Here is a 24,449-nt window from a genome sequence, read left to right on the forward strand (position 1 = left end):
GGCCTCATTTCTTCAGGAGCGGGCACTTGGATTCGGAGGCGGGACGGAAGGCGTCCTCGCCCTTCACGGTCTTGACGATCTCGAGATAGTCCCAAGGCTCCTTGGACTGCTCGGGCGATTTCACCTTGGCGAGATACATGTCGCGGATCACGCGGCCGTCCTCGCGCAGCTTGCCGCCATGGACGAACGTATCCTCGATCGGCAATTCGCGCATCTTGGCCATCACCTGGGCAGGATCGTCCGTACCGGCGGCCTTGATGGCCTTGAGATAGTGCAGCACCGAGCCGTAGACGCCGGTCTGAATCATGGTCGGCATCACCTTGGTGCGCTCGTAGAATTTCTTCGACCAGGCGCGGGTCGCTTCATCCATGGCCCAGTAGGACGCGGTGGTCATGTAGGTGCCCTGCGCGGCCTTCAGGCCGATGGCGTGCACGTCGGTGTCGAACATCAAGAGGCCAACGAGCTTTTGCCCACCCTGGACGAGGCCGAACTCGCCGGACTGCTTGATTGCATTGTCGGTGTCCTGGCCGGCATTGGCAAAGGCCACGACATCGGCCTTCGAGCTCTGCGCCTGAAGCGCGAAGGAGGAGAAATCCGCGGTGTTGGTCGGATGCCGCACGCCGCCCAGAACCTTGCCGCCCATCTCGTTGACGAAACGCGTCGCGTCCTTCTCGAGCTGCTGGCCGAAGGCATAGTCCGCGGTGATGAAGTACCAGGACTTGCCGCCTTCCTTGATCACGGCCGAGGCCGTGACCTTCGACAGCGCATAGGTATCGTAGGTGAAATGCACGGTGTTCGGGCTGCACAGCTCGTCCGTCAGCGAGCTTGCGCCGGGGCCGGAGAGCAGCGCGATCTTGTTGCGCTCGCGCACCATGTTGTGGACGGCTATTGCGATGCCGGAGTTGGGGATGTCGACGACCGCGTCGACCTTGCCATTGTCGAACCAGCCGCGCACGATCTGCACGCCGACGTCGGTCTTCATCTGGTGGTCGGCGCTGATGATCTCGATCGGCTTGCCGAGCACGGTCGGGCCGAATTCCTCCACCGCCATCTTCGCGGCTTCGACCGAACCGGGACCGCTATTGTCGCGGCCCCAGCTCGACAGATCGGTCAGCACCCCAATCCGCACCACGTCATCGGACACCTGCGCGGTCGCGGCAGTCGTCGTGGCCGCAAGCATGGCAAAGGCCAAAAGCCCTCTCATTGTCGTTCCTCTCCCTGATACCGCTTGCGCAGCGGGTTATGCATTAGGACGTAAGTTAGATATTAGCAAACTAGTTTGTCAATGATGAAATCTGGTTCCGATGGGTTCCCGATCCCGGAGCGTGTCACCGGCAGGCGGGATTGCTAGCGTTAGGGATCACCAGGAAGGTGATAGTTTTCGGCGCCAGGGCAATCGTCCCGACCGGAGTCGTGCGCGCTTCGAGTGCCGGAAGCCTGTCGTTGACGTCGAGTTCGAGTGTCCTTCCGTTCAGTCGTGCTGTCGAGCTTTGCAGCTGTCTCGCATCCAGCGTGTAGCGCTCCGATGCGATCGGCAGCTTGAGGCTGCGCGACTTGCTCAACGACGTATTGATCGCAAGGATGGACACGGCGCCGCTCGTCTTGGGATGGCAGTGCGCATAGACGTTAAGATCGGGCGTGCCGCTAGCTCCGGCGTCGAGCACGGTCGTTCCCATCAGGCGATGCCACAGCAGCGCGCCCCAGTAGTTCGGCCGTGGACGAAGCTTCGTCTCGTCGAGCAGCCCGTAGTCGCTCGCGGCCAGCGTGTTGTGCATCACGACCTGGACGCCGGCCTTCGCGAGCCGTCCGAGCTGGTCGAGATAGCGGAAGGTGTCGAGGAAAGTCGCGTCCCAGCGATTGCCGCCGCAGGCGGCATCGGCCGTCTCGGTCAGCCAGATCGGCGTGCCGGGTGCGAATTCGTCGCGCAAGCCGCGGTAGATCGAGAGCGTGCGATTGCTGCGCGCGAGCCAATCCGCCGATAGCGCCTGCGCCGGATCATCGCGAACGCCGCAACGCGGCGAGAGCGTATTGTAGTGATGATAGGAGAAGCGATCGAGGCCGTGGCCGGATGCGGCGAGCAGATCGCGGGTCCGGATGCCATCGGTTGATGGCGAGGACGAGTGGCCGACGGAGCCGGGACCGACGATCAGCGTGTCGGGAGCATGCTGGCGTATCCACGAATGGAATATCGCGAAGTCGCGGCCATAGGCCTGCGCGTCATAGCCTGGCGGTGCTCCGTTCGTTGCCGCGAGCGTCGGCTCGTTCATGAATTCGGCGGCTGCGATGTGGCTGCCGAGCGACTGGGTGAAAGAGAGAAGCCGTTGCGCCTGGTCCGGCGTCCAACGGCCGTCCGCGTTGCGGCTGCCTGCACTGATGGCAAACGACGTCATGATCTCCGCATCCACTGCGCGGGCAAAGTCGACGACACCGCGCCATTGCGCGCGGCTCAGCACGGAGCTGAAACCGGGAGGTGGTGCAGCCGGCGCGTTGTCCGTATCGGCGAAGAATGTCGCGTTCGCCCAGGTGCCGCTGACGCGCATAAAGGTCGGGCCCAGAGCAGCGGCGAGTTTGCGCAGCCGCGTGCTGGCGAGATTGATTGGCGGCCTGTAGCTGTAGCGGTCGCGCGCGATCTGCGCGTTGGAGCTTCGGGCGTACGGCTTCCAGAAGCGTCCGCCCGTCACCTCGACCATCTCGATATTGTAGGATTGAAAGCGGGTGTCGATCGTGCCGATCGCCGTCATGCGCGCCGGCATGATCGGTTGCGCTCTTGCACCCGCTGCAGGGGATGTTGCGATGACGAACAATAGCGTTGCGATGACGCCGTTCCGGCTGGGCTGTGGCGTAGCGTGCACGTCGTGACACCCTTCGCTGATGTCTTTTCCGGATCGATCCTACCTTGCGCCTGCCAGTGGGCGGGGCCGTATCAAGGGCAGTTGATAGGAAGTGCCTGATCCACTATTCCATCGGTCCGGCCCAATTGACTGCGCCACAGGAGCATAAAACATGAAAAAGACCTCCTCACCCTCGCGACGCGAGCTGCTTGCGACCGCCGCCGCCGCGGCAACCGCGGCCACCATGACCGAGGCTGCGCCGGCCGCCGCGCAAGCAGGGCCGAAGCCGATTTTCCCGGTGCCGATGACGACGATCCCGATCATCGGCGAGACGGATGTGTTCCAGGTCCGCCGCATCTACTGCATCGGCCGCAACTATGCCGCGCATGCGATCGAGCGCGGCTCCGACCCGAACCGCGAGCCGCCGTTCTTCTTCCAGAAGCCGACCGATGCGATCCAGAACGTCGCGGTCGGCGAGGTCGCCGAGCATCCCTATCCGTCGCTGACCAAGAACTACCATCACGAGGTCGAACTGGTCGCCGCGTTGAAATCCGGTGGCAGTAACATCCCACCGGAGAAGGCGCTCGACCACGTCTATGGCTATGCGCTCGGCCTCGACATGACCCGGCGGGATCTTCAGAACGGCATGGCTGCGGAGAAGAAGCCGTGGGAGATCGGCAAGAGCTTTGACCATGCCGCGGTGATCGGCCCGATCCATCCCGCGTCGAAGGTCGGGCATCTCAGCAGGGGCGCGATCTCGCTCGCGGTGAATGGCGTGGTGCGACAAAACTCGGATCTCGAGAAGATGATCTGGAGCGTCGCCGAGCAGATTGCAAAGCTCTCGGAAGCCTTCGAGCTGAAGGCGGGCGACATCATCTATTCCGGCACGCCGGAGAATGTCGGCCCGGTGGTGAAGGGTGACGTGCTCCTGTGCAAGCTCGAAGGCCTGCCGGACATGTCGATCAAGATCGTCTAGAATCTTCTCCATGCGCAACTGCCGTAGCCCGGATGGAGCGCAGAGCAATCCGGGGCCACTGGTCCCGCATTCCGCTACGCTGCATGCGGGCTACAATCTCGAGTTCCATCGGCCGATTGCCCTGTGTTGGGCGATAAACAAACGTCCTGCTGCCATATTTTCGTAAGAGTGAATTTCCCTTGAGGGAGGCGCTCGGATGAACAGATTTTTGATGGCCGCAGTCGTGATGCTGGCGTTGGTTCCGGCAGGTGCCGTTGCGCAGGAGCGCGCCGGCGATGCTGCTCTTGGAGCCGTTTCCGGTGCGGTCGTGCTGGGGCCAATCGGTGCAGTGGCGGGAGCCTTCGTCGGCTACGCCGCGGGTCCTTCTATCGCGCGCTCATGGGGCCTTCGCGGTTCTCGGTCGGCGGCGAGCCGGCAGCGGCAACGCAGAGAAGCCAGTCGCGTCCCGAGCTCGGCCCCGCCTCCAGCGTCCGCCCCAGTAGCGCCGACGCCCAACTCTGCGGCCCCGGGGCCCACCAGCAGCGTACCGATGGAAGCCAATGGCCGTGTCGCACAAATGGGGCCAGCTAACAGTCCGCCGGTTCAGGCAGCTCCGGCTGCGCCGGCGCCGACCTCGGCGCCGCCCGTTCAAGCATTTGAGTAAGGTTCAGGCCGCCGTCTTTGGCCGGAGCCGATCGATCGTCCTTGCGATCAGCGCCGCAACATCGGGCACCTTGGGGCCGATGCGAAATTCCGGTCCGGCGACGACAACGGACAGGCGCCGATCGCCGATCGGCAGCGGGATCGCGGCGCCCGCGAGGTCGCGGCTGTAGTCGCCAAAGCTCTGGCAATAGCCGCGGGCAATCGAATTGCGCAGCTCCGCCTCGACCGCCTCGATGCTGATCGGTGTCGACGCGCCATACTGCCTGAACTCGATCTTGCGATAGAGCTGATCGCGCTCTTCCTTGGAATATTGCAGCAGCAGCGCGCGGCCGCTGGCGCTGGCGTGGATGGGAATGCGATGGCCGATCGTGGCGAAGTAGCGGATCGGGGCCTGCGATTCCACGACGTCGATGAAAACAGCCATGACGCCTGACGGCGCAACGATGGATGCGGTCTCACCGGTCTCGGCCGAAAGCTCCGAGATCAGCGCATGCACCCATGGCGGCAGCGGCTCGACTTCCGAGACCATCCGCGCCAGCGTCAGCCAGCGCGGCGTCGGGTAGTAGCCGCCGCGGCGCCGCGGCTCGTAGAGATAGCCCTTCTCCGACAGTGTTGCGAGCAGGTTGAAGGTCGACGAGCGGGGCCAGCCGAAATGATCGGCGATCTCCGCGAGCGTCGCCGGCTTCCTGGCCTGCGCGAAGAATTCCATGATCTCCAGGACGTTGGCGGCTTGGCGAACGATCATTGGGGGATGACGTCCTAAGAAAGGTCAAGGATCTTCTTCGCGGCGCGAAGATGCGGCTTGTCGATCATCATGCCGTCGAGGCGCAGCGTGCCGGAATTGGGATTGTCGGCGAAGGCCGCGATCACCTTCTCCGCCCAGCTACGCTCGGCGTCGGTCGGGGCGAAAGCGGCGTTGACGATGTCGACATGTTTGGGGTGGATCAGCGCCTTTGCGGAAAATCCATCGCGGCGGGCGGCGCGCGTCTCCTGCTCGAGACCCGCGAGGTTGTCGATGTCGATATAGACGGTGTCGATCGGCGCTACCTCCGCTGCGGCCGCCGCCATCAGGCAGAGATCGCGGGCCAGGCGATAGGGGCTGTGGAACACGCCGCCGCTCGCTTTCTCAGTGGCGCCGAGCGAAGCGGAGAGATCTTCGGCGCCCCACATCAGGCCGGCGAGGCGCGGGGAGCAATCCTTGTAAGTGCCGAGGCCGAAGATCGAGCCAGCGGTTTCGGTCGCGACGCCGACGATGCGGGTCGAGCCCACCGTGGTGCCGGCAGCCGCCTCGAACGCTTCGAGCCAGAGCGCGACCTGGCGGACGTCGTCGCCGCCGCGCGATTTCGGCAGCACGATGCCGTGGGGCGCGCCTGGCATGACCGCGGCGAGATCGGCGAGCGTCATGCCGGTGTCGAGCGCGTTGACGCGGACATAGAGCTGGTGCGCCCCGCAGCGCCCCTTGAGCATTGCAAGCGTCAGCCCGCGCGCCTCGTCCTTCTTCTCGGTGACGACGGAATCCTCGAGGTCGATGATCAGGGCGTCGGCCTTGCCTTCGCTGGCCTTCGCGAATTTGCGCGGGGAATCGCCCGGCACGAACAGCATCGAACGCATCAGACCGGCCTCTTGTGCATCATCGCCATGCGGCGGCATTTGCCGACGATCTCGTCGTTCTGGTTGTAGGCATGGTGCTCGAACTCGACGATGCCCGCCTTGGGCCGCGATTTGGACTCCCGCACCGACAGCACCTTTGTCGTCGCGCGCAGCGTGTCGCCATGAAAGACCGGTTTGGGGAAGGTCACGTCGGTCATGCCGAGATTGGCGACGGTTGTGCCGAGTGTCGTGTCGTAGACCGTCATGCCGATCATGATGCCGAGCGTATAGAGGCTGTTGAAGATGCGCTGGCCGAACTCGGTCTGCGCGGAAAAGTGCGCATCGATGTGCAGGGGCTGCGGGTTGAGCGTCAGCAGGCTGAACAGCGTGTTGTCCATCTCGGTGACGGTCCGGGTCAGCGGATGCCTGAACTCCTGGCCGACCGAAAAATCCTCGAAGTAAAGCCCGGCCATCCTGTCTCTCCCTTCAAGCCGATGGTTCAGATGCGTGAACCCGGGGGCGGAATTCCGGCTCACGAAGCAAACCTTCCCGGCTTCCACGGCGCATAGGCCCATGCATTGTTCATAACCTTGACAGATAAATTCACATATATGTACGTTTGGCTCAAGCAAGAAATGGTGCGAGGAGCCAGCCGCATGAGCTGCGGCTCCGGCGTTGCCACCGCGTCAGGGAGAAACGAATGAACAAGAGGCTGGTGTGGGCTCTCGCGGCGCTGGCGCTGCCGACCGTGATCAGCCCGGCGCGGGCGTTGGAGCTGAAGGTCGCCGACTCCTTTCCCGCCGGCCATTACCTCGTCCGCCTGATGCTGAAGCCGTGGATGGACGACGTCACCAGGCGAACCAACGGCGACGTCACCTTCACCTACTACCCGAACCAGCAGATCGGCAAAGCTGCCGACATGCTGCGCCTGACGCAATCCGGCGTCGTCGACATCGGCTACATCGGGCCGTCCTATGTCTCGGACAAGATGCCGCTGTCGGAAGTCGCGCAGTTGCCGGGCGCGTTCCAGACGAGTTGCCAAGGCACGCTCGCCTACTGGAAGACGGCGCGCGAAGGCTTGCTCGCCAAGCAGGAATACGCACCCAACAAGATCAAGCTGTTGTTCGAGGTCGTGCTGCCGCCCTATCAGGTGTGGACCGCCAAGGCGAAGGTCGAAACGCCGAAGGACATGCAGGGCCTGAAGCTGCGCACCACCGGCGGCGCGCAGGATCTGACGCTGCGCGCGCTCGGCGCCGTGCCGGTGCGCATGGCCGCGCCCGACGCCTACGAGTCGCTATCGCGCGGCACGATGGACGGCCTGTTGTTTCCGATGGAAAGCGTCGTCGCCTATGGTCTCGACAAGCTCGTGAAGCACGCGACCGAGGGCGTCAGCTTCGGCAGCTTCATCGTTGCCTATTCGATCAACCAGTCGGTCTGGGACAAGCTGCCGGAGGACGTCAAGAAGGCGATGGACGAAGCGTCCGAGGCGATCGAGCCGAAGGCCTGCGCTGACGTCGACAAGGAGCAGGACGCGACGAAGCAGCACTTGCAAGAGAGTGGTGTCAGCTTCGAGCCGCTGCCGGACGCGACGCGCGCCGAGATCAAGGAGAAGCTCAAAGGCGTCGGCCAGGAATGGGCGGCCGGTCTCGACAGCCGCGGCAAGCAGGCTTCCGCCGCGTTGAAGGAGTTCGAGGGGCTGCTCGCCGCCGGCGGCGCGAAGTAGTGAAGGGAGGCGCCTGAGGTGATCAAGCAGCTCAGCAATATGCTCGGCACGCTGGAGCGCGCGCTGACGGTGATCGCGGTGGTGTTTCTGTTCGTGATCATGATGCTGGTGGTCGCCGACGTGTTCATGCGCTACGTCATGAACCGCCCGTTCTCCTTTACCTATGATCTGATCGGGCTCTACCTGCTGGCCGGCGTGTTTTTTCTCACGTTATCGGACGGCCTGCGCGAGCATGCCCATGTCGGCGTCGATATTTTGTTGTCGCGCTTCTCGCCGGCGGGACGGCGGCTGTCGGAGATCATCACCGCGCTCGCCGGGCTGTTCGTATTCGTCCTGATCTGTAAGGTCGGCTTCGAGCGAGCGTTGGAAAATTACGAGCAGCATGACGTGCTGGCTGGCGCGATCCCCTGGCCGACCTGGATCTCAGCGGCGCTGGTGCCGTTCGGCTGCGGCGTGCTGGTGCTGCGGCTGACCCTTCAACTCGTCGGCAATGCGCTGAGCCTTGTCAGCGGGCGCGACCTCTATCCTTTGCCGCCGGTGACGGGAATCGGTGAAGCAAGATCCTTCGAGTAGCGGCCGATGACACCTCTTATCGTTCTCGGCCTTCTGTTCTGCCTGCTCGCGCTCGGCACGCCCGTCGGCTTTGCGATGGCCTTTTCCGGTTCGGTGGGGCTCGTGATGGTCGGCGGCTTTGCGACGCTGTCGGGCATCTTGCAGACCGCGCCGCTTTCGACTGTGTCCTCCTATGAGCTGATCACCATCCCGATGTTTCTGCTGATGGCCGATCTCGTGCTGCTGTCGGGTGTCGCGGACGATCTGTTCAAGACGGCGTCGGCCTGGGTCGGCCGCATTCCCGGCGGGCTCGGCATGGCGACCGCACTTGCCGGCGCAGGCTTTGGCGCGATCTGTGGCACCTCGACGGCCTCGGCCGCGACGCTGTCCTCGACCAGCCTGCCGGCGATGATCCGCCAGGGTTACGAGCCGAAGATGGCGGCCGGCGTGGTCGCGATCTCCGGCACGTTGTCCATGCTGCTGCCGACCAGCGTCGCACTGGTGATCTTCGGCCTGCTTGCCGAAGTGAACATCGGCAAGCTGCTGATCAGCGGCATCATCCCGGCGATCCTCGTCACCATCACCATCATGGCCACGATCTACTTCCTGGTCTGGCAGGATCCGTCGCGTGCGCCGGGCGCAAAATCGGTGCCGTGGCGCGACAAGTTCGCGCTGCTGTGGCAGGTCTCGCCGATGGTGGTGCTGTTCTCGATCGTGACAGGCACGATCTATCTCGGCGTCGCGACGCCGACGGAAGCCTCCGCCTTCGGCGCATTCGGCGCCTTCCTCCTCGCAATCGTCAAGGGCAAGATCACGCCGTCTTCCCTTTACAAGACGCTGCTGCGCGCCTGTCACGGCACCTGCATGATCATCATGATCCTGGTGGGTGCCTCGATCTTCGGCTACTTTTTCACGTTGACGCATGTGACGCAGGACCTCGTCGCCTGGATCGGCTCGCTCCCGACCTCGCGGTGGGTGATCATCACGCTGATCCTCTGCGGCTATATCGTGCTCGGCTCCTTCATGGATCAGATCGCGATCTTGGTTCTGACGGTGCCGATCGTGCTGCCGCTCATCAAGACGCTCGGCTTCGATCCGATCTGGTTCGGCGTTATCAAGATCGTCACCGCGGAGGTCGGCATGATCACTCCGCCGGTCGGGCTCAATTGCTTTATCGTCGCGCGCTACGCCAAGCGCCCGGTGGCGGAAGTTTTCCACGGCACCTTCCCGCATTTCATCGCGCACCTGATCGCGATCGCGATCCTGGTCGCATTCCCGAGTATCATCCTCTGGCTGCCCTCGCAGATGGGGCGCTAACTTACGAGCCTCCGGCAAAGGAGACCAACCATGGATTTTGCGCTCACCGATCAGCAGGAAGCCATCCGCGACGCCATCGCGAAGATCTGCGAGGGCTTTGACGACGCCTACTGGCTGAACAAGGACCGCGAAGGCGGCTTCCCGCACGATTTTCACAAGGCGCTCGCCGATGCCGGCTGGCTCGGCATCTGCGTGCCGGAGGCCTATGGCGGCTCCGGTCTCGGTATCACCGAGGCCGCGATCATGATGCGCACGATCGCGGAATCCGGTGCCGGCATGTCCGGCGCCTCGGCTGTGCATATCAACGTGTTCGGCCTCAACCCGGTCGTGGTGTTCGGCACCGAAGAGCAACGCATGCGCATGCTGCCGCCGATGGTGGAGGGCCGCGAAAAGGCATGCTTTGCCGTCACCGAGCCCAACACCGGCCTCAACACCACGCAGCTCCGGACCCGTGCGGTAGCCAAGAACGACCGCTACATCGTCAACGGCCAGAAGGTGTGGATCTCGACCGCGCAGGTCGCGCACAAGATCCTGCTGCTCGCGCGCACCACGCCGCTCGAGGAGGTGCGCTCGCCCACCCACGGCCTCAGCCTGTTCTATGCCGATTTCGACCGCAAGAAGATCAAGGTCCACGAGATTGAGAAGATGGGCCGCAAGATCGTTGATTCCAACGAGCTGTTCTTCGAGGATTTCGAGATCCCCATGGAGGACCGCATCGGCGAAGAGGGACGCGGCTTCGAGTACATCCTCGAAGGCATGAATCCGGAGCGCATTCTCATCGCTGCGGAAGCGGTGGGCCTCGGCAAGCTCGCGCTGTCGCGCGCGACCGAATATGCCAAGACCCGCGTCGTGTTCAATCGCCCCATCGGCAAGAATCAGGGCATCCAGCATCCGCTTGCGGTGAACTGGGTCGAGCTCGAGGCGGCCTGGCTGATGGTGATGTCGGCCGCCTGGCAGTACGACAAGGGCATGCCCTGCGGCGCCGCCGCCAATGCCGCAAAATATCTCGCGGGCGAGGCCGGCTTTTCGGCATGTGAGCAGGCCGTGATGACGCATGGCGGCTTCGGTTATGCCAAGGAGTTTCATGTCGAGCGCTATTTGCGCGAGATATTGATCCCGCGGATCGCGCCGGTCAGCCCCCAGCTTGCACTCAGCTTCATAGCGGAGAAAGTGCTCGGCCTCGCCAAGTCATACTGAGTCGTGTCCTGCGATGCGCCATCGATCGACTTCACCGGCCTGATCCGGGACGGCGATCTCGTGGTGTGCGGGCAGGCGACGGCCGAGCCGCGTACGCTCGCCGAAGCGCTCGTGACACAGGCAGACCGTCTTCCGTCGTTCCGCCTGCTGGTCGGCCCACTCTTCTCCGAGACGTTTTCGTCCGAATGCGCACCGAACATTTCGTTCCTCAGCTATGGCGTGATCGGCAACGCGCGACGCCTCGCCAAGGCCGGCCGGCTCGCGGTGATCCCGAGCAACTACAGCGCCTTCTGCGCTGATTTCGCCACGGGTCGGCACCGGTCCGACGTCGTGCTCGTACAGCTCGCACAAGCGAACGACGGCAGGCTCAGCGCCAGCCTTTCGAACGACTATGTGATCGACGCCGCTCGCCGTGCGCGCCTGGTCGTTGTGGAAGTCAATGCAGATGCGCCCTGGACCTATGGTGCGGAATGGCCGGACGACGTGCCGATCCATCTGCGGGTTGCCGTACGCCGCCCGCCTGTTGAATTGCCGTCAACGCCGCCTGATGATGTATCGCGCCGCATCGCAGCCCATGCGGCAGGCTTGATCGCCGATGGCAGCACCTTGCAGTTCGGGGTCGGCAGGATTCCGGACGCGATCCTGTCCTCGCTCTCGCATGCGCGCGATCTCGGTATTCATTCCGGCCTGATCAACGATGCCGTCGTCGACCTGATCGAGCGTGGCGCTGTCACCAACGCGCGCAAGGGGCTGGATGCTGGCATCACCGTCACCAATCAGGTGATCGGCACGCAGCGGCTCTATCGCTTCGTGCATGAGAATAGCGCGATTGCGGTGCGCCCCGCGTCCTACACGCACAGCCAGGGCGTGCTGGCGCAGATCAGCCGGCTGGTCGCAATCAATTCCGCGCTTCAGGTCGGTCTCGACGGCTCCGTCAATTCCGAGACCTTGAACGGCGTGGCGGTCGGCGCGATCGGCGGGCAACTCGACTTCGTGCGCGGTGCCAACGCCTCGCCGGGCGGCAGAGCCATCATTGCGTTACCCGCAACTGCCTCGGATGGAACGAGCCGCATCGTGCCCGATGTCGAGACCGTGACGACGCCGCGCGCCGATGTCGATGCCATCGTGACCGAGTGGGGCGTGGCGGAGCTGCGCGGCCTTAGTCTTGCCGAACGCGCGCGCCGCCTGATCACGATCGCGGCGCCGGCGCATCGCGATGCCTTGTCCGCGGAGTTGATGAAGCGAGGGCGATAGCCTCAATTCATCTGCGCAAAGCTCGGCTTGCTCTCTGTGCTGTCGATGATTCCCGGCAGCTCGGTCGCTTCATTCGCGATCATGCCGGCCATCCGCCAGAACAGGTGTGCGAGTCGGGTGAAAGTCTGCCGCTCGCGTTCGATCAACGGCGCCTCTTCCGGAACGGTCAGGGTTTCAAGTCCGACCACGCGGCGGGTGTCGGGCCAGATCGTCATCGATTGCGCGATCGCCGAGAAGCAGCGCGGATCATCGCCGTCGTCGGGCGCCGTCGGCAGACCGGGATATTGAACGGGCGCGACATAGAATTTGTAGGCGCCGCACCCGAGCTGGAGCAGGAATTTCTCGGGGATTGCGACATCGTTGGCAAAGGACACCAGCCGCGCATCGCGTAAGGTTTCAGGTGCGATCGCGAGGAGGTCGCGGGCCGACAGCGCCGAGCAGAAGGACAGGCCTGGATTGTGCTCGCGGAGCAGCGCAGCAAGCGGTAGCTGCTGTTGGCCGGTTTGTGTGAGCAGGATGATGGTCTTCAGCATCGGAATTGCTCTCGTCAGGGGATGAGATGGCAGCGCGTGGCTTCGGCGGCGGCGCTGGCGAAGAAGTCACCGGCGATCTTCTGTCCCGGCGTGATTTCGAACACGCGATAGCGCGCGAGGCGCGCCGCTTCCCGTGCGGTGTTGACATCGTCCTGCCAGCCGCAGAGCGACAGCTCGAACCGACCATAACCGCCGCAGTCGCGGGCAAAGGCGCCGGTCACCGCCTCGACGGTGGCGGCGACCGCACGCGCCTCGTTGGCCTCGACGTCGCGCAGGATCACGGCGACGCCATTGTCGGGGGTGGCCTTCGAAGTCATGACCATGAAGGCGTCACCCGCGCCGGTCCGGCCGGCGCGGCGGGCCGCGCGCACGAGGGAGGCGAAGCTGGGATCAGGTCCGAGCTCGGTCGTGGTCGTCGGCTGCGCATGGATAATGCTGGCGCGGCTCGCGGCGAGGTCACCCGTCAGCGTATGATAGGAGCGGGGGAGCCAAACCGTGTCGAGCGGGCCATGCGAGGAGGCGTGGCTCCAGGCCTGGTCGAGCAGATAGCCTTCCCAGATCGTGGGATGGGAGGCGGCAAGGTGGTGCCAGGCCTGCAGGAATTGCTCCGCGCCGGTCGTACGGCCGAGATAGAGCGTACGCGCCGACATCTCCCAACGGTTCCACTTGTGGAGAGCGACGTCGCAGCCGAGCGCGGACGGCAGCAGAGGCGCCTCGCGCAGTACCGCGCCTGGTTCGACGAAAAGCAGCGGTTCGCTGTAGCGGCTCCAAATCCGCGCGATGAACTCGGCCTTCTCGAAGCAAAGCAACTCTTCGCCGAGCTCGGCTGCGATCGGCTCGATATGGCTGTCGAGCTCAAAGGCCTCGAGTGAGCACTGCAAGGCGCGTATCGCGGAAGGGTCGGTGCCGTAAGGGTAGTAGGAGATGACGCGCGGCCGCACCGTGCATTGATCCGCGGCCGCGAGAAACCTCGACCAGCCGATTCCGCCCCACCACATTTCATGCGGACCCTCGGCGCTCGGGCCGACGGTGCCGAACTCGGTCAGCTTCGACTTGAGGAAGTCAAAGCCCGGATTTTCGCTGAGCGGGATGACGACCGCGCAGCCCGGAGTCAGGGTGCGGTAGAACAGCTCGGCCGCGGCGCCGCTCGGTGGCTCGGTCAGGATGACCACCCCGCCGCTTCGGCGGCCTTCATGCGCCTGCTGCACCGTCGGGGCGCCGCAGCGGCCAACCAGCCAGCCGAGGCGATAGCGCTGCGCGTCACCGAGCCGGATGCCGGCCGCATGCAAAAGGCCGTCAAGATCTGTTTGCGTTTCGTCCGTCAACTCCGTGCCCCCTCGTTTCGTGTCGGCCCTTGGGCTTCAACGGGCGAGGGGGCGCGATCAGGCGCATTATTCGCGCGGGGTGGCAAGGATGCGGGCGTGACTGAGCGAGGTGAGCGCGATCGAATAGACCGCGACGTCCCGCGCCATCGGGGCGACCGGGATCAGGAGGCAGCCGCCGTCGTTCTCGGCGCAGTAATAGGAGCCGTTTCGCTGGAGCCCGGCATGGACCAGGCCGTCGGCAGCGATCCCGGTCACGTCCTGGCTTTCGGAGGCGTCGCGAACGCTGTCGCCGCCCTGGACGGTCACGCCGTGAAGGAGACCTTCGCGGGCGAGCTTCGCCAGCGGGACGGCGATCGTCGCGACGGCCATCGCCCGCGATAACGGGATGCGCAGGCGCAGCTCGCCAAGTCCGGTGCGATAAACGGTCACCGTTTCCATCGAGGCGCTGCCCTCGGTTCGGAACAGGCCGATCTGTAACGTACCGCAGGCGGCTTCCTCGAACACGTCGGGGGGCAGGCGGTTCGCGCCGAACAGCGTGTAGAGATAGGAATAGGACGGCGACAGGCCGGCAAAGCTGCCGGCAAGCCACATCGGCGGCGCGGCCGAGGTGCAGGCGGCGGAAAGGCCGCGAGCCGTGAGCTGGTTGCGGACGAAATCGCCGTCGAGCAGTGGCGCCAGCGCATGGGTGCCGAGATTGACATCGTGCTTCAATCCGCCGAGCAGCGCGATCTCGTCGTCGTCCGGCAGCAGCAACAGGCGCGCCAGCATCGCCGCACTCCAGCTTGCGGCGACGTCGAGCGCAGCATAAGGCACCAGCTCGTATTCGGAGGCGATCTTGTCCGCTGCTGCCGCGAAGGCCAGCGCGCCCGATTGGATCTCGGTGGCCAGCGCGATCTGTTCGGCGGGGCGCGGATTGATCTCGCGCAGGACGGTCTCGTCCTGATAGTCTCGCACCGAGCCGTCGGCAGAGCAGCAGATCTGCTCGAGCAGCGCGACATTGCGGATCAGCATGCGCTTGACGTGTGGCGTCACCACCAGATCGGAGACGAAGCCTTCCGCAGTATCGCCCTCGGCGATGTCGTCGAAGGCGTCGTCGAGCGAGATCAGATAGGCACCGTGCAGGCGGATCTTGATACCTTCCTGGTCGAAGATGCGGCGCAGTGCCTTCTGTACGCTGCCGGAATAGCCGAGATCGGCGAGAACGAGGTCCGTGCAGTCGTCAAACCCCGGGATGGTGTGGCGGAGATAAGCGAGCAGGCGGGCGCGCAAGCCGGCGGCAAGCTCGGTGATCTCGCTTGCGTCCATCAGGTGCGGCAGCGCTTCGGCAAGCTCGTCGCCGGGCGCGATCCCGTCGGGATAGTTCGCAAAGAAGGCGGCGACCTTTGGCGGCAGGATCTTGAGCATGTCGCGCAGCGTCGGCGCATCGATTCTGAGCACCTTGCCGAGGAGATCGCAGAGCGGCTCCATCGAATCGGCGGAGCCGATCAGGCTGACGCGGCGATTGATCTCGACATAGGCCGACGTTGGGCCGCGGCGTTCCTGCCAGATCCGGTGTGACAAAAATCCATCGCGGCCGAGAAAGCCGAGGGTCACGCGCCGGCCTGGCTGCGCCAGCGCCTCGCAGCGCGACGCGACGAAAGCATCGAACGCCGTCATGACCGGACCAAGCACGGTCAGGCCCGACTGGAACGCCGTTGATTTCTCCGCGCTCCGCGACGCCACCATTCGCCGCAGCGTGCGCGCGCCCTGGTCGAGCCGCGATGGCTTGCCCTGGCACAGCAAGTCGAACATCGCGGTCTCGCGCTGGAGCTTCAAGGCCAATGGCGCGGAGGCTTGCGCATAGTAGCGGGGACGGATGCCGTGGCGCCGCGCGCCCTTGATGTCGGCGCTCTCGTTGTCGCCAACGTGAAAGGACGCGGCCGGATCGATGCCCTGATCAGAGATGTATTTGGCGAACAAGCACTCGCTCTTGCTACTGCCGTGATCGCAGGACGCATAGAGGAAGTCCCAGTCGAGGCCGGGACGGCAGGCGCGCAGCAGGCGGGCGAGCTGCGCGGAATCCCAGTAGGTGTCCGAGATGAATCCGGTGCGATGACCGGCGCGCTTCATGTCCAGATATTGCTGGAGCATTTCCGGATTGACGCGGCAAAGCTCGATCTCGGCGGCGAACTCGGCCTCGACGAGATCATCGAGATTGTGGCGATCGAGTCCGAACAGCTTGAACGGAAAATAGGAATAGATCTCGGCGATATGCACTTCGCTCACACCGCGTTTGTCCTTCGCGCTTCGGCGTGCGCGCGATTCGGCCTGTATGCGATGTTGAACGAAACTGGTGGAAACGTTCGGACATATTCTTGAAATGCCTGATAGCTCGTAAGTCCTTTCAAATACGCCATCTGGCGTCGTGCAGGCGCGCACGAGAAATGTATCGAAAACATCGAATGACCAAGCAGAAACAATTCTCCTCCGACGTTTCGCGTCGGCCGTCACGATCTTCATGCTGCAATTCCCCGCCAATCGAACCGATTAACGCTGCCGTGTTGCAAGTCAGGCGCGATCGTGACGAAAAAAGTTCGCGCGCGATTCAAAACCGCGCATGTCGCGACTGACAGATTCAAAAAATCCGCTAGGTTCGAAAAGGTGATTCGGCAAAAATTGCCGAGTGAGAAAATCGTCTCGCGTTCATTCACACTTGGACACAATCGATCGCCGCGTGCCTCGCGCGCAGAGCGCGTGTTCGGTTTAGTGCCGTGTATCTCCTCGAGTTTTCGAAGCTGCATCTGTTCGGGATGAATGATCCGCAAATGACGCGAGACGATGTCGATGATTGCAGGACAGTAGCGCGCGCTTCGCGCAATGTCGGCAATTGTTGCCGGTCACTCGGCAAAAGATTCCGGATAACATCTTGAAAAATAACAAAAATTCTCCGCCTGGATTGGTTCGCTCCCGCGTTCAACGCCTGGAAGCCGTGTGGAATATGCGCCGCCGGCATTGCGGGTTGGAGATTGCGGGATGAGTTACGCGCTTGATGTCTGGGCGCCCGCCGAGGCCGAAGTCACGACGACGGTGCCGGTCGACGAGACGTTGCCGGTGATGCCGTCCGCGCCGCTCGCGCCGGACGCGATGCCGGCCGCCGAGATCGTCCTCGATGAAGACAGCGAGCTGCTCGATCGCCTTGCGACCGATGACGAAGCGGCGTTCCGCATGCTGGTCGAACGTCACATCGATCGTGCCTATGCAATCGCGCTTCGCATCGTCGGCAACGCCGCGGATGCCGAGGACGTGGTGCAGGACACCATGCTCAAGATCTGGAGCCATCGCGGACGCTGGCAGCATGGTCGCGCAAAGTTCTCCACCTGGCTCTACCGTGTCATCTCCAACCGCTGCATCGATCTGCGCCGCAAGCCGCGCACGGAGAACGTCGACACGGTGCCGGAGGTTGCCGATGGTCAGCCGGATGCGGCCGACATCATCGAGCGCAACGAGCTGAACGACATGCTGGAGGTCGCAATGCAGCGGCTGCCCGAGCAGCAGCGCGTCGCGGTGATCCTGTCGTATCATGAGAACATGAGCAACGGTGAGATCGCCCAGGTGATGGACACCACGGTCGCTGCGGTGGAGTCGCTTCTCAAGCGTGGCCGCCAGCAGCTCCGCCAGCTGCTGCGGCGGCACGAACGCGACATTCGCACCGCGTTTACAGATTGCTAACCATAAAATCCCGCATCCGAAATTATTTTCGCCTGATCTCCTTGCGCTCCGCCGTTTGAGCGAACGGACGGGGCTGCGCCCGCGTCGTCAGTCGCTTAATCACGATGCGGCACGTCATGCCCATCAGCACAGGAGCCTGCAATGCCCGCGATTTCCACCAATACCGCTGCGAATGCCGCAGTCCGCTACCTCAACATCAACTCCGCGCAGGAGAGCAGCGCGCTCTCGAAACTGTCGAGCGGCTCGCGCATCACCTCGGCCTCCGACGACGCCGCGGGTCTTGCGATCTCCACCCGCATCTCCTCGGACGTCACCACGCTGCAGCAGGCCGCGACCAACGCCTCGCAGGCGACCGCGGTCCTCCAGACCGCCGACGGCGGCGCCTCGAACATCTCCGACATTCTCGCCCGCATGAAGTCGCTGGCTTCCGAGTCGTCCTCTGGCACCACCACCAGCTCCAGCCGCACCTACATCCAATCGGAATTCTCGCAGCTCACGAGCGAAATCGATTCCATCGCGAGCGGCACGCGCTACTCCAGCCAGAGCCTGCTCGACGGCACCAGCGTATTTTCGTCGGGCGTCTCGGTTCTGGTCGGCTCGTCGGGATCGGACACCATCACCATCACGCTGTCGAATCTGACGGCGTCCTCGCTCGCCGTCTCCTCGCTCGACGTCAGCACCCAGACGGGCGCGACCTCGGCGCTGACCGCACTGGATACCGCGATCGACACGGTCTCGGCCGCCCGCGCCTCGATCGGTGCGCAGGAGTCGCGTTTCAACTTCTCCTCGGACTCGATCTCGACCCAGACCCAGAACCTCGAATCCGCCAACTCGGCGATCAAGGACGTGGATATCGCAGCCGAGCAGGCCACGCTGTCCTCGGCCGAGGTGAAGACTCAGGCCGCGGTGTCGGCGGAATCCGCCGCGAACCAGATGCCGCAGTACCTGCTCAAGCTGCTCGGCTAAGAATCGTCTTTCCGGGCCGGCATGAGGCCGGCCCGGCTTTTCCTGCGATAGGTCGGGCACATCAGTGACCAGTGTCAGCTCAAGCACCAGCAGCACGTCGACCAGTTCGACGGCGTCGAGCGCTTCATCGGTGACAACGACCGGCACGACCACGTCGACCAGCGTCGACTGGAGCGCGCTGATCACGGCGGCTGTGAATGCCAAGCTCACTGCGGCGACCACGATCTCGACCACCATCACCAACAACGAGGCCAAGGTCTCCGCTTACCAGACACTCCAGACCGACCTCTCGACGTTGTCCTCCGGGCTTTCGTCGCTCGCGACTTCGGTCGTCAATTCGCTCGCGACGAACGTGTTCGCAACGCGCTCGGCGTCCATCAGCTCGACCGGCGACGTCAGCGCGTCGTCCGCGCTGTCCATGAGCGTCAGCAATGGCGCTGCGACCGGCGACCATACGTTGACGATCAGCCAGATCGCGACGGCGCAGAAGGTGATCGGGACCTCGCAGTCGAGCGAAACCACCGCGCTCGGCTATACCGGGACGTTTTCGCTGGGGCTGGGTAGCGGCAGCACCGCCAGCATCAGCGTGACGAGCACGATGTCGCTCCAGGATATCGTCGACACCATCAATGCCCAGACCTCGACGACCAACGTCCAGGCGTCGATCGTGCAGGTCTCCAGCGGATCCTACGAGATGGTGCTCTCGGGAACAGAGGATGCCGCCGACATCACCTATTCCAGCACGTCCGGCAACGACATCCTCAACGAGTTGGGGGTGACCGACAGCTCCGGATCATTCTCCGACGTGCTGCAGACGTCCCAGGCAGCGAAGTTCACCCTTGACGGTATCTCGATGACCCGGGATACCAACGACATAACGGACGTGCTGACAGGCGTCACGTTCGATCTGCTACAGGCAACAACCACCGGTGCGACGCTGAACATCAGCATCGGGACCGATACCAGCCAGATCACGTCGGCGCTTACCACCTTCGTCACGAACTACAATGCGTATCGTGACGCCGTCATCGCACAGCAAGCGACCAATTCGGACGGTACGGCGTCGTCCAGCGCGGTGCTGTTCGGCGACGGAACCATGCGCGACATCACGAGCCAGCTCGAGAACGCGCTCAACAGTACGGTGGGCGGGCTGACGATGGCCGACCTCGGCCTGTCGTTCAATGACAAGAACGAGCTGGAGCTCGATACCAGCACGCTCTCCTCGATCCTGAGCACCAATCTGAGCGGCGTGACCACGCTTTTGTCGGCGCAGACCACGACCTCATCGAGCCAGCTCAGCGTCGTGAATACCGGAACTTCGCCGCAATCCTTCACGCTGGACCTGACGGTCGATTCCTCCGGCAATCTGAGCTCGGCCTCGGTCGGCGGCGACTCATCGCTATTCACGGTCAGCGGCACCACCATCATCGGTAACGCCGGCACGGCTTATGCCGGCATGGCTTTCACCTATTCCGGAACGACCTCGCAATCGATCACGGTGACGTCGACGTCAGGAATCGCCACGCAGCTTTATCAGGTTGCCAAGAATGCCTCGTCGAGCACCGGGTCGCTGCAGACGCTGATCACCAACCTGGAAACGCGCGACGACGACCTACAGCAGAAGGTCGACGACATTCAGAGCGCCGCGTCGGCCTATCAGACGCAGTTGGAAGCGCAATATGCGAAGTACCAGGCGGCGATCGAGAGCGCGAACAACACGCTGACCTATCTCAAGGCTTTGCTCAACTCCAGCTCGAGTAGTTAATGATGCATAATCCGATGGCGTACATGGCCAATCAGGCCTATCGGGGTGCGGCCACCACCGTGCCGCCGCTCAAGGCGGTGTCGATGCTGCTTGGCGGCGCGATCACGTTTCTCCAGAAGGCGCTTGCTTCGCAAGAGGCGCGGCGCTTCGAGGAGGGGCATGAGTATCTGATGAAGGCGACCGCGATTTTGCGCGGGCTCGGTCATAATCTCGATTTCACCAAGGGCGGAGCGGTGGCCGAGCGGCTCTACCAGACCTACAATGCAATGATCCTGGCGAGCCTGCGCGCTTACGGCCGGCCGCATGCCCGCGAGAGCTATGGGCGGATCATCGCCGGCCTGACCGAGCTGCGCGAGGCCTGGGAATTCGTCGATGCGACCGTGCGGACGGCCAAGGCTGGGCCGGTCGGTTCGGCGCAGAAGCGCTGAGGCCCTTGCGCCGGCGTCGGTTTGGACCGGCGCGGGATTCCGGCGTCCCGTATTTCTTCGCTCGGGCGGTGGTTTCCGCGATAATTCCGCGGGAGCGTCGCCGGTCCTGTCGCGTCCCGACAGGCGAATTCGGTTTCCGTCGCCTCTGCAATGCTTTATGACAGGCCCGGGGGTGCGGGACCCGGGCGATGGACATCACCGAGTTTGAGGATCTGATCGATCGGTTGGGCGAGGACCTGTCCCTCTGGCCCGAAGACCGTCGTTCGTTCGCCGAAGAGCTGCTCGGTCATTCCGCCGATGCGCGCGCCCTGCTGGAAGCGGCACGCGCGCTCCGCAATGCGCTGGCCGCACCGCCGGTGCGGGCGCCCGCCGGACTTGCCGATCGTATCGTCGCCGCCGCCAAACGCACGGCCGATCCCGCCAAGCCCCACGCCCAGGACGAGACGGCGGGGAACTGAGCTTCTCGTTTCAGGTGCTTCATTAGCTTCGACTTTGAAGCGGACGCGAAGCCTTTCGTCACCTCATCCCGTCCGCGGCGGAGCCATCACAGATGACGTGAGCGCTGGGGGCAACCCTGTCTCCACATCGTCATGGCCGGGCCTTGTCCCGGCCATCCACGCGTTTGCCCGCGGCACCAAGGACGTGGATGCCCGGGACAAGCCCGGGCATGACGAACTTGCGGATGCGCATACGCAATCACTCCGTGCGCAAGTGTGGCGAAGGACCTCGCCCGTTCCGCGCCGGCAGATCCGCTTAATTTCGTCGCTTCTCTAAGTCGCGCCTGCACGGCAGATTTTGCCGCCTCGGAAAGCGCGTCGCGGCGCGCGAATCCCCGCCTGAATTCACGCGCCAGCGCGTTTCATCAGCACACAGATTTCAAGTCGCAACCCGACGCGTTCGCTAGCCGCGCGTTGCACAGGAACCGAGGATACTGATGACCGTTGCCGCGACGACGTCCACTTCGACAGCAACGACGACGACATCGTCGTCGAGCTCCTCATCGACTTCATCGCTGACGTCGAACGAGTTCCTGAGCCTGCTTGTCAGTGAGCTGCAGAACCAGGATCCGCTGAACGCGACCTCGACGACGGACTTCATCAACCAGCTCACGTCCTACGCCAATTTCAGCCAGCAGCAGTCGATCAACACCAATCTCAGCGCGCTCGCGAGCTCGTTCTCGAGCCTCGTGACGCTGAACTCGGTCAACTACATCGGCCACACGGTGGAAGCGAAGTCCGATACCGCGACGCTGAGCAACGGCTCGGCGACGTTTGGCTACTCGCTGTCGGCGGCGTCCTCGGACGTTGCGATCACGATCAAGGATTCGTCCGGCAACACGGTCTATACGACCACCACCACCGGCACCACCGGCTCCAATAGCTTCACCTGGGACGGCAAGGACTCGTCCGGCAACCAACTCACTGACGGCGGCCAGTACACGATCTCGGTGACCGCGACCGACAGCGCTGGCAATTCCGTTCTCAACTACACGACCGTTACCGGCACGGTGACCGGCATCGACACCTCGACCTCGACGCCATCGCTCACCGTGAACGGCGTCTCGGTGAGCGCTGCCAACATCATCGGCGTCACGTCCTGATTTCTTTCGGAGTTCGATCATGAGCCTCAGCGGCGCACTTTCCTCGGCAATCTCTGCGCTCAGCTCGCAGAGCCAGGCCCTGTCGATGATCAGCGACAACATCGCCAATTCCGACACGACCGGCTACAAGACGACGTCCGCGATGTTCGATGATCTCGTCACCGCATCGAGCAACGCAACCTCCTATGCCTCGGGTGGCGTCACGGTCTCCGGCCGGGCTAATATCACCCAGCAGGGCCTGCTGGCTGCGACGTCCAACGCAACCGACGTCGCGATCCAGGGCTCGGGCTTCTTCGTGGCGACCAATGCGACGTCCGGCGGCACCGTCTCCTATACCCGCAACGGCGCCTTCACCATCGACAACGCAGGCTACCTCGAGAACAACGGCTATTATCTCGAGGGCTGGCGCACCGACGCTGACGGCAACGTCACCGGAAACGAATCGGCCAGCAATCTCGAAGCCATCAATACCCAGGTCGCATCGACCAGCGGCAGCGCGACCACCACGACGACGATCGCGGCCAACCTGCCGTCGGATGCTGCTACGGGCGATACCTACACCAGCTCGATGACGGTCTACGATTCGCTCGGTGCGGCGAACTCGATGAAGATCACCTGGACCAAGACCGGGACCAATACCTGGAGCGCGAGCGTCGCCCAACCGACCTCGACGTCCGACACCACGACTACGACTGCGACCAGCGCGACGGCCGGCACGAGCGGCACGATCGACATCGTTTTCAACTCCGACGGTTCGCTGGCGAGCACCAGCCCGAGCCCCGCGACCGTCGCGGTGACCGGCTGGTCGGACGGCGCCGCCGACAGCAAGATCACGCTCGACCTCGGCACCGTAGGCGGGACCGACGGCCTGACGCAATATGCGTCAGGCGAAACCACGCCGTCGGTCAACGTCACCAGCATTACCTCGGACGGCCTGTCCTACGGCACCCTGTCGAGCATCGCGATCGGCAAGAACGGCGTTGTCGATGCCACCTATTCCAATGGCAAGACGATCGCGATCTACAAGATCGCGGTGGCGACCTTTGCCGATCCTAATGGTCTGTCTGCCAGCAGCGACCAGATGTATTCGGCGACCGTCGCATCGGGAGATCCGACACTTCAAGCCTCCGGCGAGAATGGCGCGGGCACGATCTACGGCAGCGAGCTCGAATCCTCCACCACCGACACCTCGAGCCAGTTCTCCAGCATGATCTCGGCGCAGCAGGCCTACTCTGCGGCCTCGCAGGTCATCTCGACCGTCAACAAGATGTACGACACCCTGATCTCGGCGATGAGGTAGACGATGGGCGGGGATAAGAGCCATGCCGCGGGAGAGGCGCTGCTGCTGCGACTGCGGCGACTGATTGCGCGCGCCCGCGCTGCTGGCCGCGAGCGCAAAGAACTGCTCGCCTTGCTCGACGACATCGAGACGGCGCGCCGCGGCCTGATCCGCGAATCCGAGGCAATCGAAGACGAAGCGCGGCAGACGAGCGTGCGAACCACGGCGATCGGCGCCTATTTGCGCGGCGCACAGATCGGCCGCGGCCGGCGGCACAATTGAGACCACGAAAGCAACGAACATGAAACAGGCTCAAATGACCAGGACCAGCGTCGCCGAAAGTGACACGCGCATCAAATCGCTGATCGCGCTGATCGACGTCTTGACCGCGCTGGTCGCCGAAGAGAACGCCGAGCTTGCCAAAGGGCTCCCGGCCTCGCGGCTGAAACAGGTCGACGAGAAGAACCGGCTGGCGGAAATCTTCGAGAGAACCGTTGCGGAATGCGCTGCCGGCTCGACCAGCCTGCATGTCCGCGACCGGATCCTGCGCGAACAGCTCATGGAGCGGATCCTGACGCTGCGCGCGGCGATGGATGAGAATTTGGTGCGCCTGCGCGCGGCGATCGAGGCCAGCAACCGTCGTATCGAGGCGGTGATGCAGGCGATCCGCGAGCAGATCGCCGCGGTGTCGCCCTATGGCGCGTCGGGTCGGCTCGCCGCGCGCGCGGTCTCCAGCGGCACCATTCGTCAGGCCTGAGGGCAG

At 63.8% G+C, this 24,449-nt stretch carries 24 protein-coding genes; 16 read left to right on the forward strand and 8 right to left on the reverse strand.

Annotated features, from left to right (window positions below):
- Positions 1 to 4: 4 nt before the first annotated feature.
- Both SO156_RS05775 and SO156_RS05780 read right to left on the reverse strand, forming a co-directional pair.
- Positions 5 to 1,204, reverse strand: a complete 1,200-nt coding sequence (locus SO156_RS05775) for an ABC transporter substrate-binding protein (protein WP_498534130.1) — start codon at positions 1,202 to 1,204, stop codon at positions 5 to 7.
- 124 nt (positions 1,205 to 1,328) lie between these two features.
- Entirely contained in the window at positions 1,329 to 2,753 is a 1,425-nt protein-coding gene (locus SO156_RS05780) for a glycosyl hydrolase family 79 N-terminal domain-containing protein (protein WP_498534131.1), read from the reverse strand.
- A gap of 250 nt (positions 2,754 to 3,003) precedes the next feature.
- Between SO156_RS05780 and SO156_RS05785 the strand changes: the two genes are divergently transcribed.
- Complete coding sequence (locus SO156_RS05785) at positions 3,004 to 3,807, forward strand: fumarylacetoacetate hydrolase family protein (protein WP_498534132.1); 804 nt, start codon at positions 3,004 to 3,006, stop codon at positions 3,805 to 3,807.
- A gap of 196 nt (positions 3,808 to 4,003) precedes the next feature.
- Positions 4,004 to 4,450 carry a hypothetical protein gene (locus tag SO156_RS05790; protein WP_458149866.1) on the forward strand — a complete coding sequence of 149 codons (447 nt, stop codon included), beginning with the start codon at positions 4,004 to 4,006 and terminating at the stop codon, positions 4,448 to 4,450.
- A gap of 3 nt (positions 4,451 to 4,453) precedes the next feature.
- Here SO156_RS05790 and SO156_RS05795 read toward each other — a convergent pair whose 3' ends face one another.
- Genes SO156_RS05795 through SO156_RS05805 form a run of 3 tightly spaced genes read right to left on the reverse strand, consistent with a single transcriptional unit; the run spans position 4,454 to position 6,614 of the window.
- A complete protein-coding gene (locus SO156_RS05795) occupies positions 4,454 to 5,194 on the reverse strand; it encodes an IclR family transcriptional regulator (protein WP_498534133.1) in 741 nt (246 codons plus the stop codon).
- Between the two features lie 14 nt (positions 5,195 to 5,208).
- The gene (locus SO156_RS05800) at positions 5,209 to 6,060 is read right to left on the reverse strand and encodes an HpcH/HpaI aldolase/citrate lyase family protein (RefSeq protein WP_498534134.1); all 852 of its coding nucleotides are present in this window, start codon (positions 6,058 to 6,060) and stop codon (positions 5,209 to 5,211) included.
- A complete protein-coding gene (locus SO156_RS05805) occupies positions 6,060 to 6,614 on the reverse strand; it encodes a MaoC family dehydratase (protein WP_458149862.1) in 555 nt (184 codons plus the stop codon). The genes SO156_RS05800 and SO156_RS05805 overlap by 1 nt, the downstream gene beginning before the upstream one ends.
- 125 nt (positions 6,615 to 6,739) lie before the next feature.
- Here SO156_RS05805 and SO156_RS05810 point away from each other — a divergent pair, with 125 nt between their 5' ends.
- The 5 genes from SO156_RS05810 to SO156_RS05830 are packed head-to-tail and all read left to right on the forward strand — an operon-like array spanning position 6,740 to position 12,082.
- Entirely contained in the window at positions 6,740 to 7,762 is a 1,023-nt protein-coding gene (locus SO156_RS05810) for a TRAP transporter substrate-binding protein (RefSeq protein WP_498534135.1), read from the forward strand.
- 39 nt (positions 7,763 to 7,801) lie between these two features.
- A complete protein-coding gene (locus SO156_RS05815) occupies positions 7,802 to 8,335 on the forward strand; it encodes a TRAP transporter small permease (protein WP_458149896.1) in 534 nt (177 codons plus the stop codon).
- Between the two features lie 6 nt (positions 8,336 to 8,341).
- Positions 8,342 to 9,631 carry a TRAP transporter large permease gene (locus SO156_RS05820; RefSeq protein WP_458149860.1) on the forward strand — a complete coding sequence of 430 codons (1,290 nt, stop codon included), beginning with the start codon at positions 8,342 to 8,344 and terminating at the stop codon, positions 9,629 to 9,631.
- A gap of 30 nt (positions 9,632 to 9,661) precedes the next feature.
- A complete protein-coding gene (locus SO156_RS05825) occupies positions 9,662 to 10,828 on the forward strand; it encodes an acyl-CoA dehydrogenase family protein (protein ID WP_458149859.1) in 1,167 nt (388 codons plus the stop codon).
- Between the two features lie 3 nt (positions 10,829 to 10,831).
- On the forward strand, positions 10,832 to 12,082 hold the full coding sequence (locus tag SO156_RS05830) for an acetyl-CoA hydrolase/transferase family protein (protein ID WP_498534136.1): 1,251 nt from the start codon (positions 10,832 to 10,834) through the stop codon (positions 12,080 to 12,082).
- A 2-nt stretch (positions 12,083 to 12,084) separates the two neighbouring features.
- Here SO156_RS05830 and SO156_RS05835 read toward each other — a convergent pair whose 3' ends face one another.
- The 3 genes from SO156_RS05835 to SO156_RS05845 all read right to left on the reverse strand — a co-directional run bounded on the left by SO156_RS05835 (position 12,085) and on the right by SO156_RS05845 (position 16,205).
- On the reverse strand, positions 12,085 to 12,615 hold the full coding sequence (locus SO156_RS05835; protein ID WP_458149856.1) for a hypothetical protein: 531 nt from the start codon (positions 12,613 to 12,615) through the stop codon (positions 12,085 to 12,087).
- A 14-nt stretch (positions 12,616 to 12,629) separates the two neighbouring features.
- The gene (locus tag SO156_RS05840) at positions 12,630 to 13,940 is read right to left on the reverse strand and encodes a hypothetical protein (RefSeq protein WP_498534137.1); all 1,311 of its coding nucleotides are present in this window, start codon (positions 13,938 to 13,940) and stop codon (positions 12,630 to 12,632) included.
- Positions 13,941 to 14,006: 66 nt separating this feature from the next.
- Entirely contained in the window at positions 14,007 to 16,205 is a 2,199-nt protein-coding gene (locus SO156_RS05845; protein ID WP_498534138.1) for a hypothetical protein, read from the reverse strand.
- A gap of 747 nt (positions 16,206 to 16,952) precedes the next feature.
- On the opposite strand from SO156_RS05845, the gene SO156_RS05850 reads away from it, so the two are divergent.
- The 9 genes from SO156_RS05850 to SO156_RS05890 all read left to right on the forward strand — a co-directional run bounded on the left by SO156_RS05850 (position 16,953) and on the right by SO156_RS05890 (position 24,443).
- Entirely contained in the window at positions 16,953 to 17,648 is a 696-nt protein-coding gene (locus tag SO156_RS05850; protein ID WP_498534139.1) for an RNA polymerase sigma factor, read from the forward strand.
- 141 nt (positions 17,649 to 17,789) lie between these two features.
- Positions 17,790 to 18,614, forward strand: coding sequence for a flagellin (locus tag SO156_RS05855; RefSeq protein WP_498534140.1), 825 nt, complete (start codon positions 17,790 to 17,792; stop codon positions 18,612 to 18,614).
- Positions 18,615 to 18,678: 64 nt separating this feature from the next.
- On the forward strand, positions 18,679 to 20,379 hold the full coding sequence (gene fliD, locus SO156_RS05860) for a flagellar filament capping protein FliD (RefSeq protein ID WP_498534141.1): 1,701 nt from the start codon (positions 18,679 to 18,681) through the stop codon (positions 20,377 to 20,379).
- Positions 20,379 to 20,807 carry a flagellar export chaperone FliS gene (locus SO156_RS05865; RefSeq protein ID WP_458149850.1) on the forward strand — a complete coding sequence of 143 codons (429 nt, stop codon included), beginning with the start codon at positions 20,379 to 20,381 and terminating at the stop codon, positions 20,805 to 20,807. The genes fliD and SO156_RS05865 overlap by 1 nt, the downstream gene beginning before the upstream one ends.
- A 188-nt stretch (positions 20,808 to 20,995) precedes the next feature.
- Positions 20,996 to 21,265, forward strand: a complete 270-nt coding sequence (locus SO156_RS05870; protein ID WP_498534142.1) for a hypothetical protein — start codon at positions 20,996 to 20,998, stop codon at positions 21,263 to 21,265.
- Between the two features lie 476 nt (positions 21,266 to 21,741).
- The gene (locus tag SO156_RS05875) at positions 21,742 to 22,407 is read left to right on the forward strand and encodes a flagellar hook assembly protein FlgD (protein WP_458149848.1); all 666 of its coding nucleotides are present in this window, start codon (positions 21,742 to 21,744) and stop codon (positions 22,405 to 22,407) included.
- Between the two features lie 19 nt (positions 22,408 to 22,426).
- Positions 22,427 to 23,707 carry a flagellar hook protein FlgE gene (flgE, locus tag SO156_RS05880; protein ID WP_498534143.1) on the forward strand — a complete coding sequence of 427 codons (1,281 nt, stop codon included), beginning with the start codon at positions 22,427 to 22,429 and terminating at the stop codon, positions 23,705 to 23,707.
- A gap of 3 nt (positions 23,708 to 23,710) precedes the next feature.
- Complete coding sequence (locus SO156_RS05885; protein ID WP_498534144.1) at positions 23,711 to 23,968, forward strand: hypothetical protein; 258 nt, start codon at positions 23,711 to 23,713, stop codon at positions 23,966 to 23,968.
- Positions 23,969 to 23,987: 19 nt separating this feature from the next.
- Positions 23,988 to 24,443: a flagellar protein FlgN gene (locus SO156_RS05890; protein ID WP_498534145.1), complete on the forward strand. Its 456-nt coding sequence runs from the start codon at positions 23,988 to 23,990 to the stop codon at positions 24,441 to 24,443.
- The last annotated feature ends 6 nt before the right edge of the window (positions 24,444 to 24,449 follow it).

Source organism: Bradyrhizobium sp. UFLA05-125 (assembly GCF_059803515.1).

Excerpts from the sequence above, each read along its gene's own strand:
- SO156_RS05785 (WP_498534132.1), top strand. The coding sequence starts at position 3,004 with ATGAAAAAGACCTCCTCACCCTCGCGACGCGAGCTGCTTGCGACCGCC.
- SO156_RS05815 (WP_458149896.1), top strand. The coding sequence starts at position 7,802 with ATGCTCGGCACGCTGGAGCGCGCGCTGACGGTGATCGCGGTGGTGTTT.
- SO156_RS05835 (WP_458149856.1), bottom strand. The coding sequence starts at position 12,615 with ATGCTGAAGACCATCATCCTGCTCACACAAACCGGCCAACAGCAGCTA.
- SO156_RS05885 (WP_498534144.1), top strand. The coding sequence starts at position 23,711 with ATGGGCGGGGATAAGAGCCATGCCGCGGGAGAGGCGCTGCTGCTGCGA.
- SO156_RS05850 (WP_498534139.1), top strand. The coding sequence starts at position 16,953 with ATGAGTTACGCGCTTGATGTCTGGGCGCCCGCCGAGGCCGAAGTCACG.
- SO156_RS05855 (WP_498534140.1), top strand. The coding sequence starts at position 17,790 with ATGCCCGCGATTTCCACCAATACCGCTGCGAATGCCGCAGTCCGCTAC.
- SO156_RS05775 (WP_498534130.1), bottom strand. The coding sequence starts at position 1,204 with ATGAGAGGGCTTTTGGCCTTTGCCATGCTTGCGGCCACGACGACTGCC.
- SO156_RS05870 (WP_498534142.1), top strand. The coding sequence starts at position 20,996 with ATGGACATCACCGAGTTTGAGGATCTGATCGATCGGTTGGGCGAGGAC.
- SO156_RS05795 (WP_498534133.1), bottom strand. The coding sequence starts at position 5,194 with ATGATCGTTCGCCAAGCCGCCAACGTCCTGGAGATCATGGAATTCTTC.
- flgE (WP_498534143.1), top strand. The coding sequence starts at position 22,427 with ATGAGCCTCAGCGGCGCACTTTCCTCGGCAATCTCTGCGCTCAGCTCG.
- SO156_RS05780 (WP_498534131.1), bottom strand. The coding sequence starts at position 2,753 with ATGCCGGCGCGCATGACGGCGATCGGCACGATCGACACCCGCTTTCAA.
- SO156_RS05825 (WP_458149859.1), top strand. The coding sequence starts at position 9,662 with ATGGATTTTGCGCTCACCGATCAGCAGGAAGCCATCCGCGACGCCATC.
- SO156_RS05820 (WP_458149860.1), top strand. The coding sequence starts at position 8,342 with ATGACACCTCTTATCGTTCTCGGCCTTCTGTTCTGCCTGCTCGCGCTC.
- SO156_RS05790 (WP_458149866.1), top strand. The coding sequence starts at position 4,004 with ATGAACAGATTTTTGATGGCCGCAGTCGTGATGCTGGCGTTGGTTCCG.
- SO156_RS05890 (WP_498534145.1), top strand. The coding sequence starts at position 23,988 with ATGAAACAGGCTCAAATGACCAGGACCAGCGTCGCCGAAAGTGACACG.
- SO156_RS05800 (WP_498534134.1), bottom strand. The coding sequence starts at position 6,060 with ATGCGTTCGATGCTGTTCGTGCCGGGCGATTCCCCGCGCAAATTCGCG.
- SO156_RS05810 (WP_498534135.1), top strand. The coding sequence starts at position 6,740 with ATGAACAAGAGGCTGGTGTGGGCTCTCGCGGCGCTGGCGCTGCCGACC.
- SO156_RS05805 (WP_458149862.1), bottom strand. The coding sequence starts at position 6,614 with ATGGGCCTATGCGCCGTGGAAGCCGGGAAGGTTTGCTTCGTGAGCCGG.
- SO156_RS05875 (WP_458149848.1), top strand. The coding sequence starts at position 21,742 with ATGACCGTTGCCGCGACGACGTCCACTTCGACAGCAACGACGACGACA.
- SO156_RS05865 (WP_458149850.1), top strand. The coding sequence starts at position 20,379 with ATGATGCATAATCCGATGGCGTACATGGCCAATCAGGCCTATCGGGGT.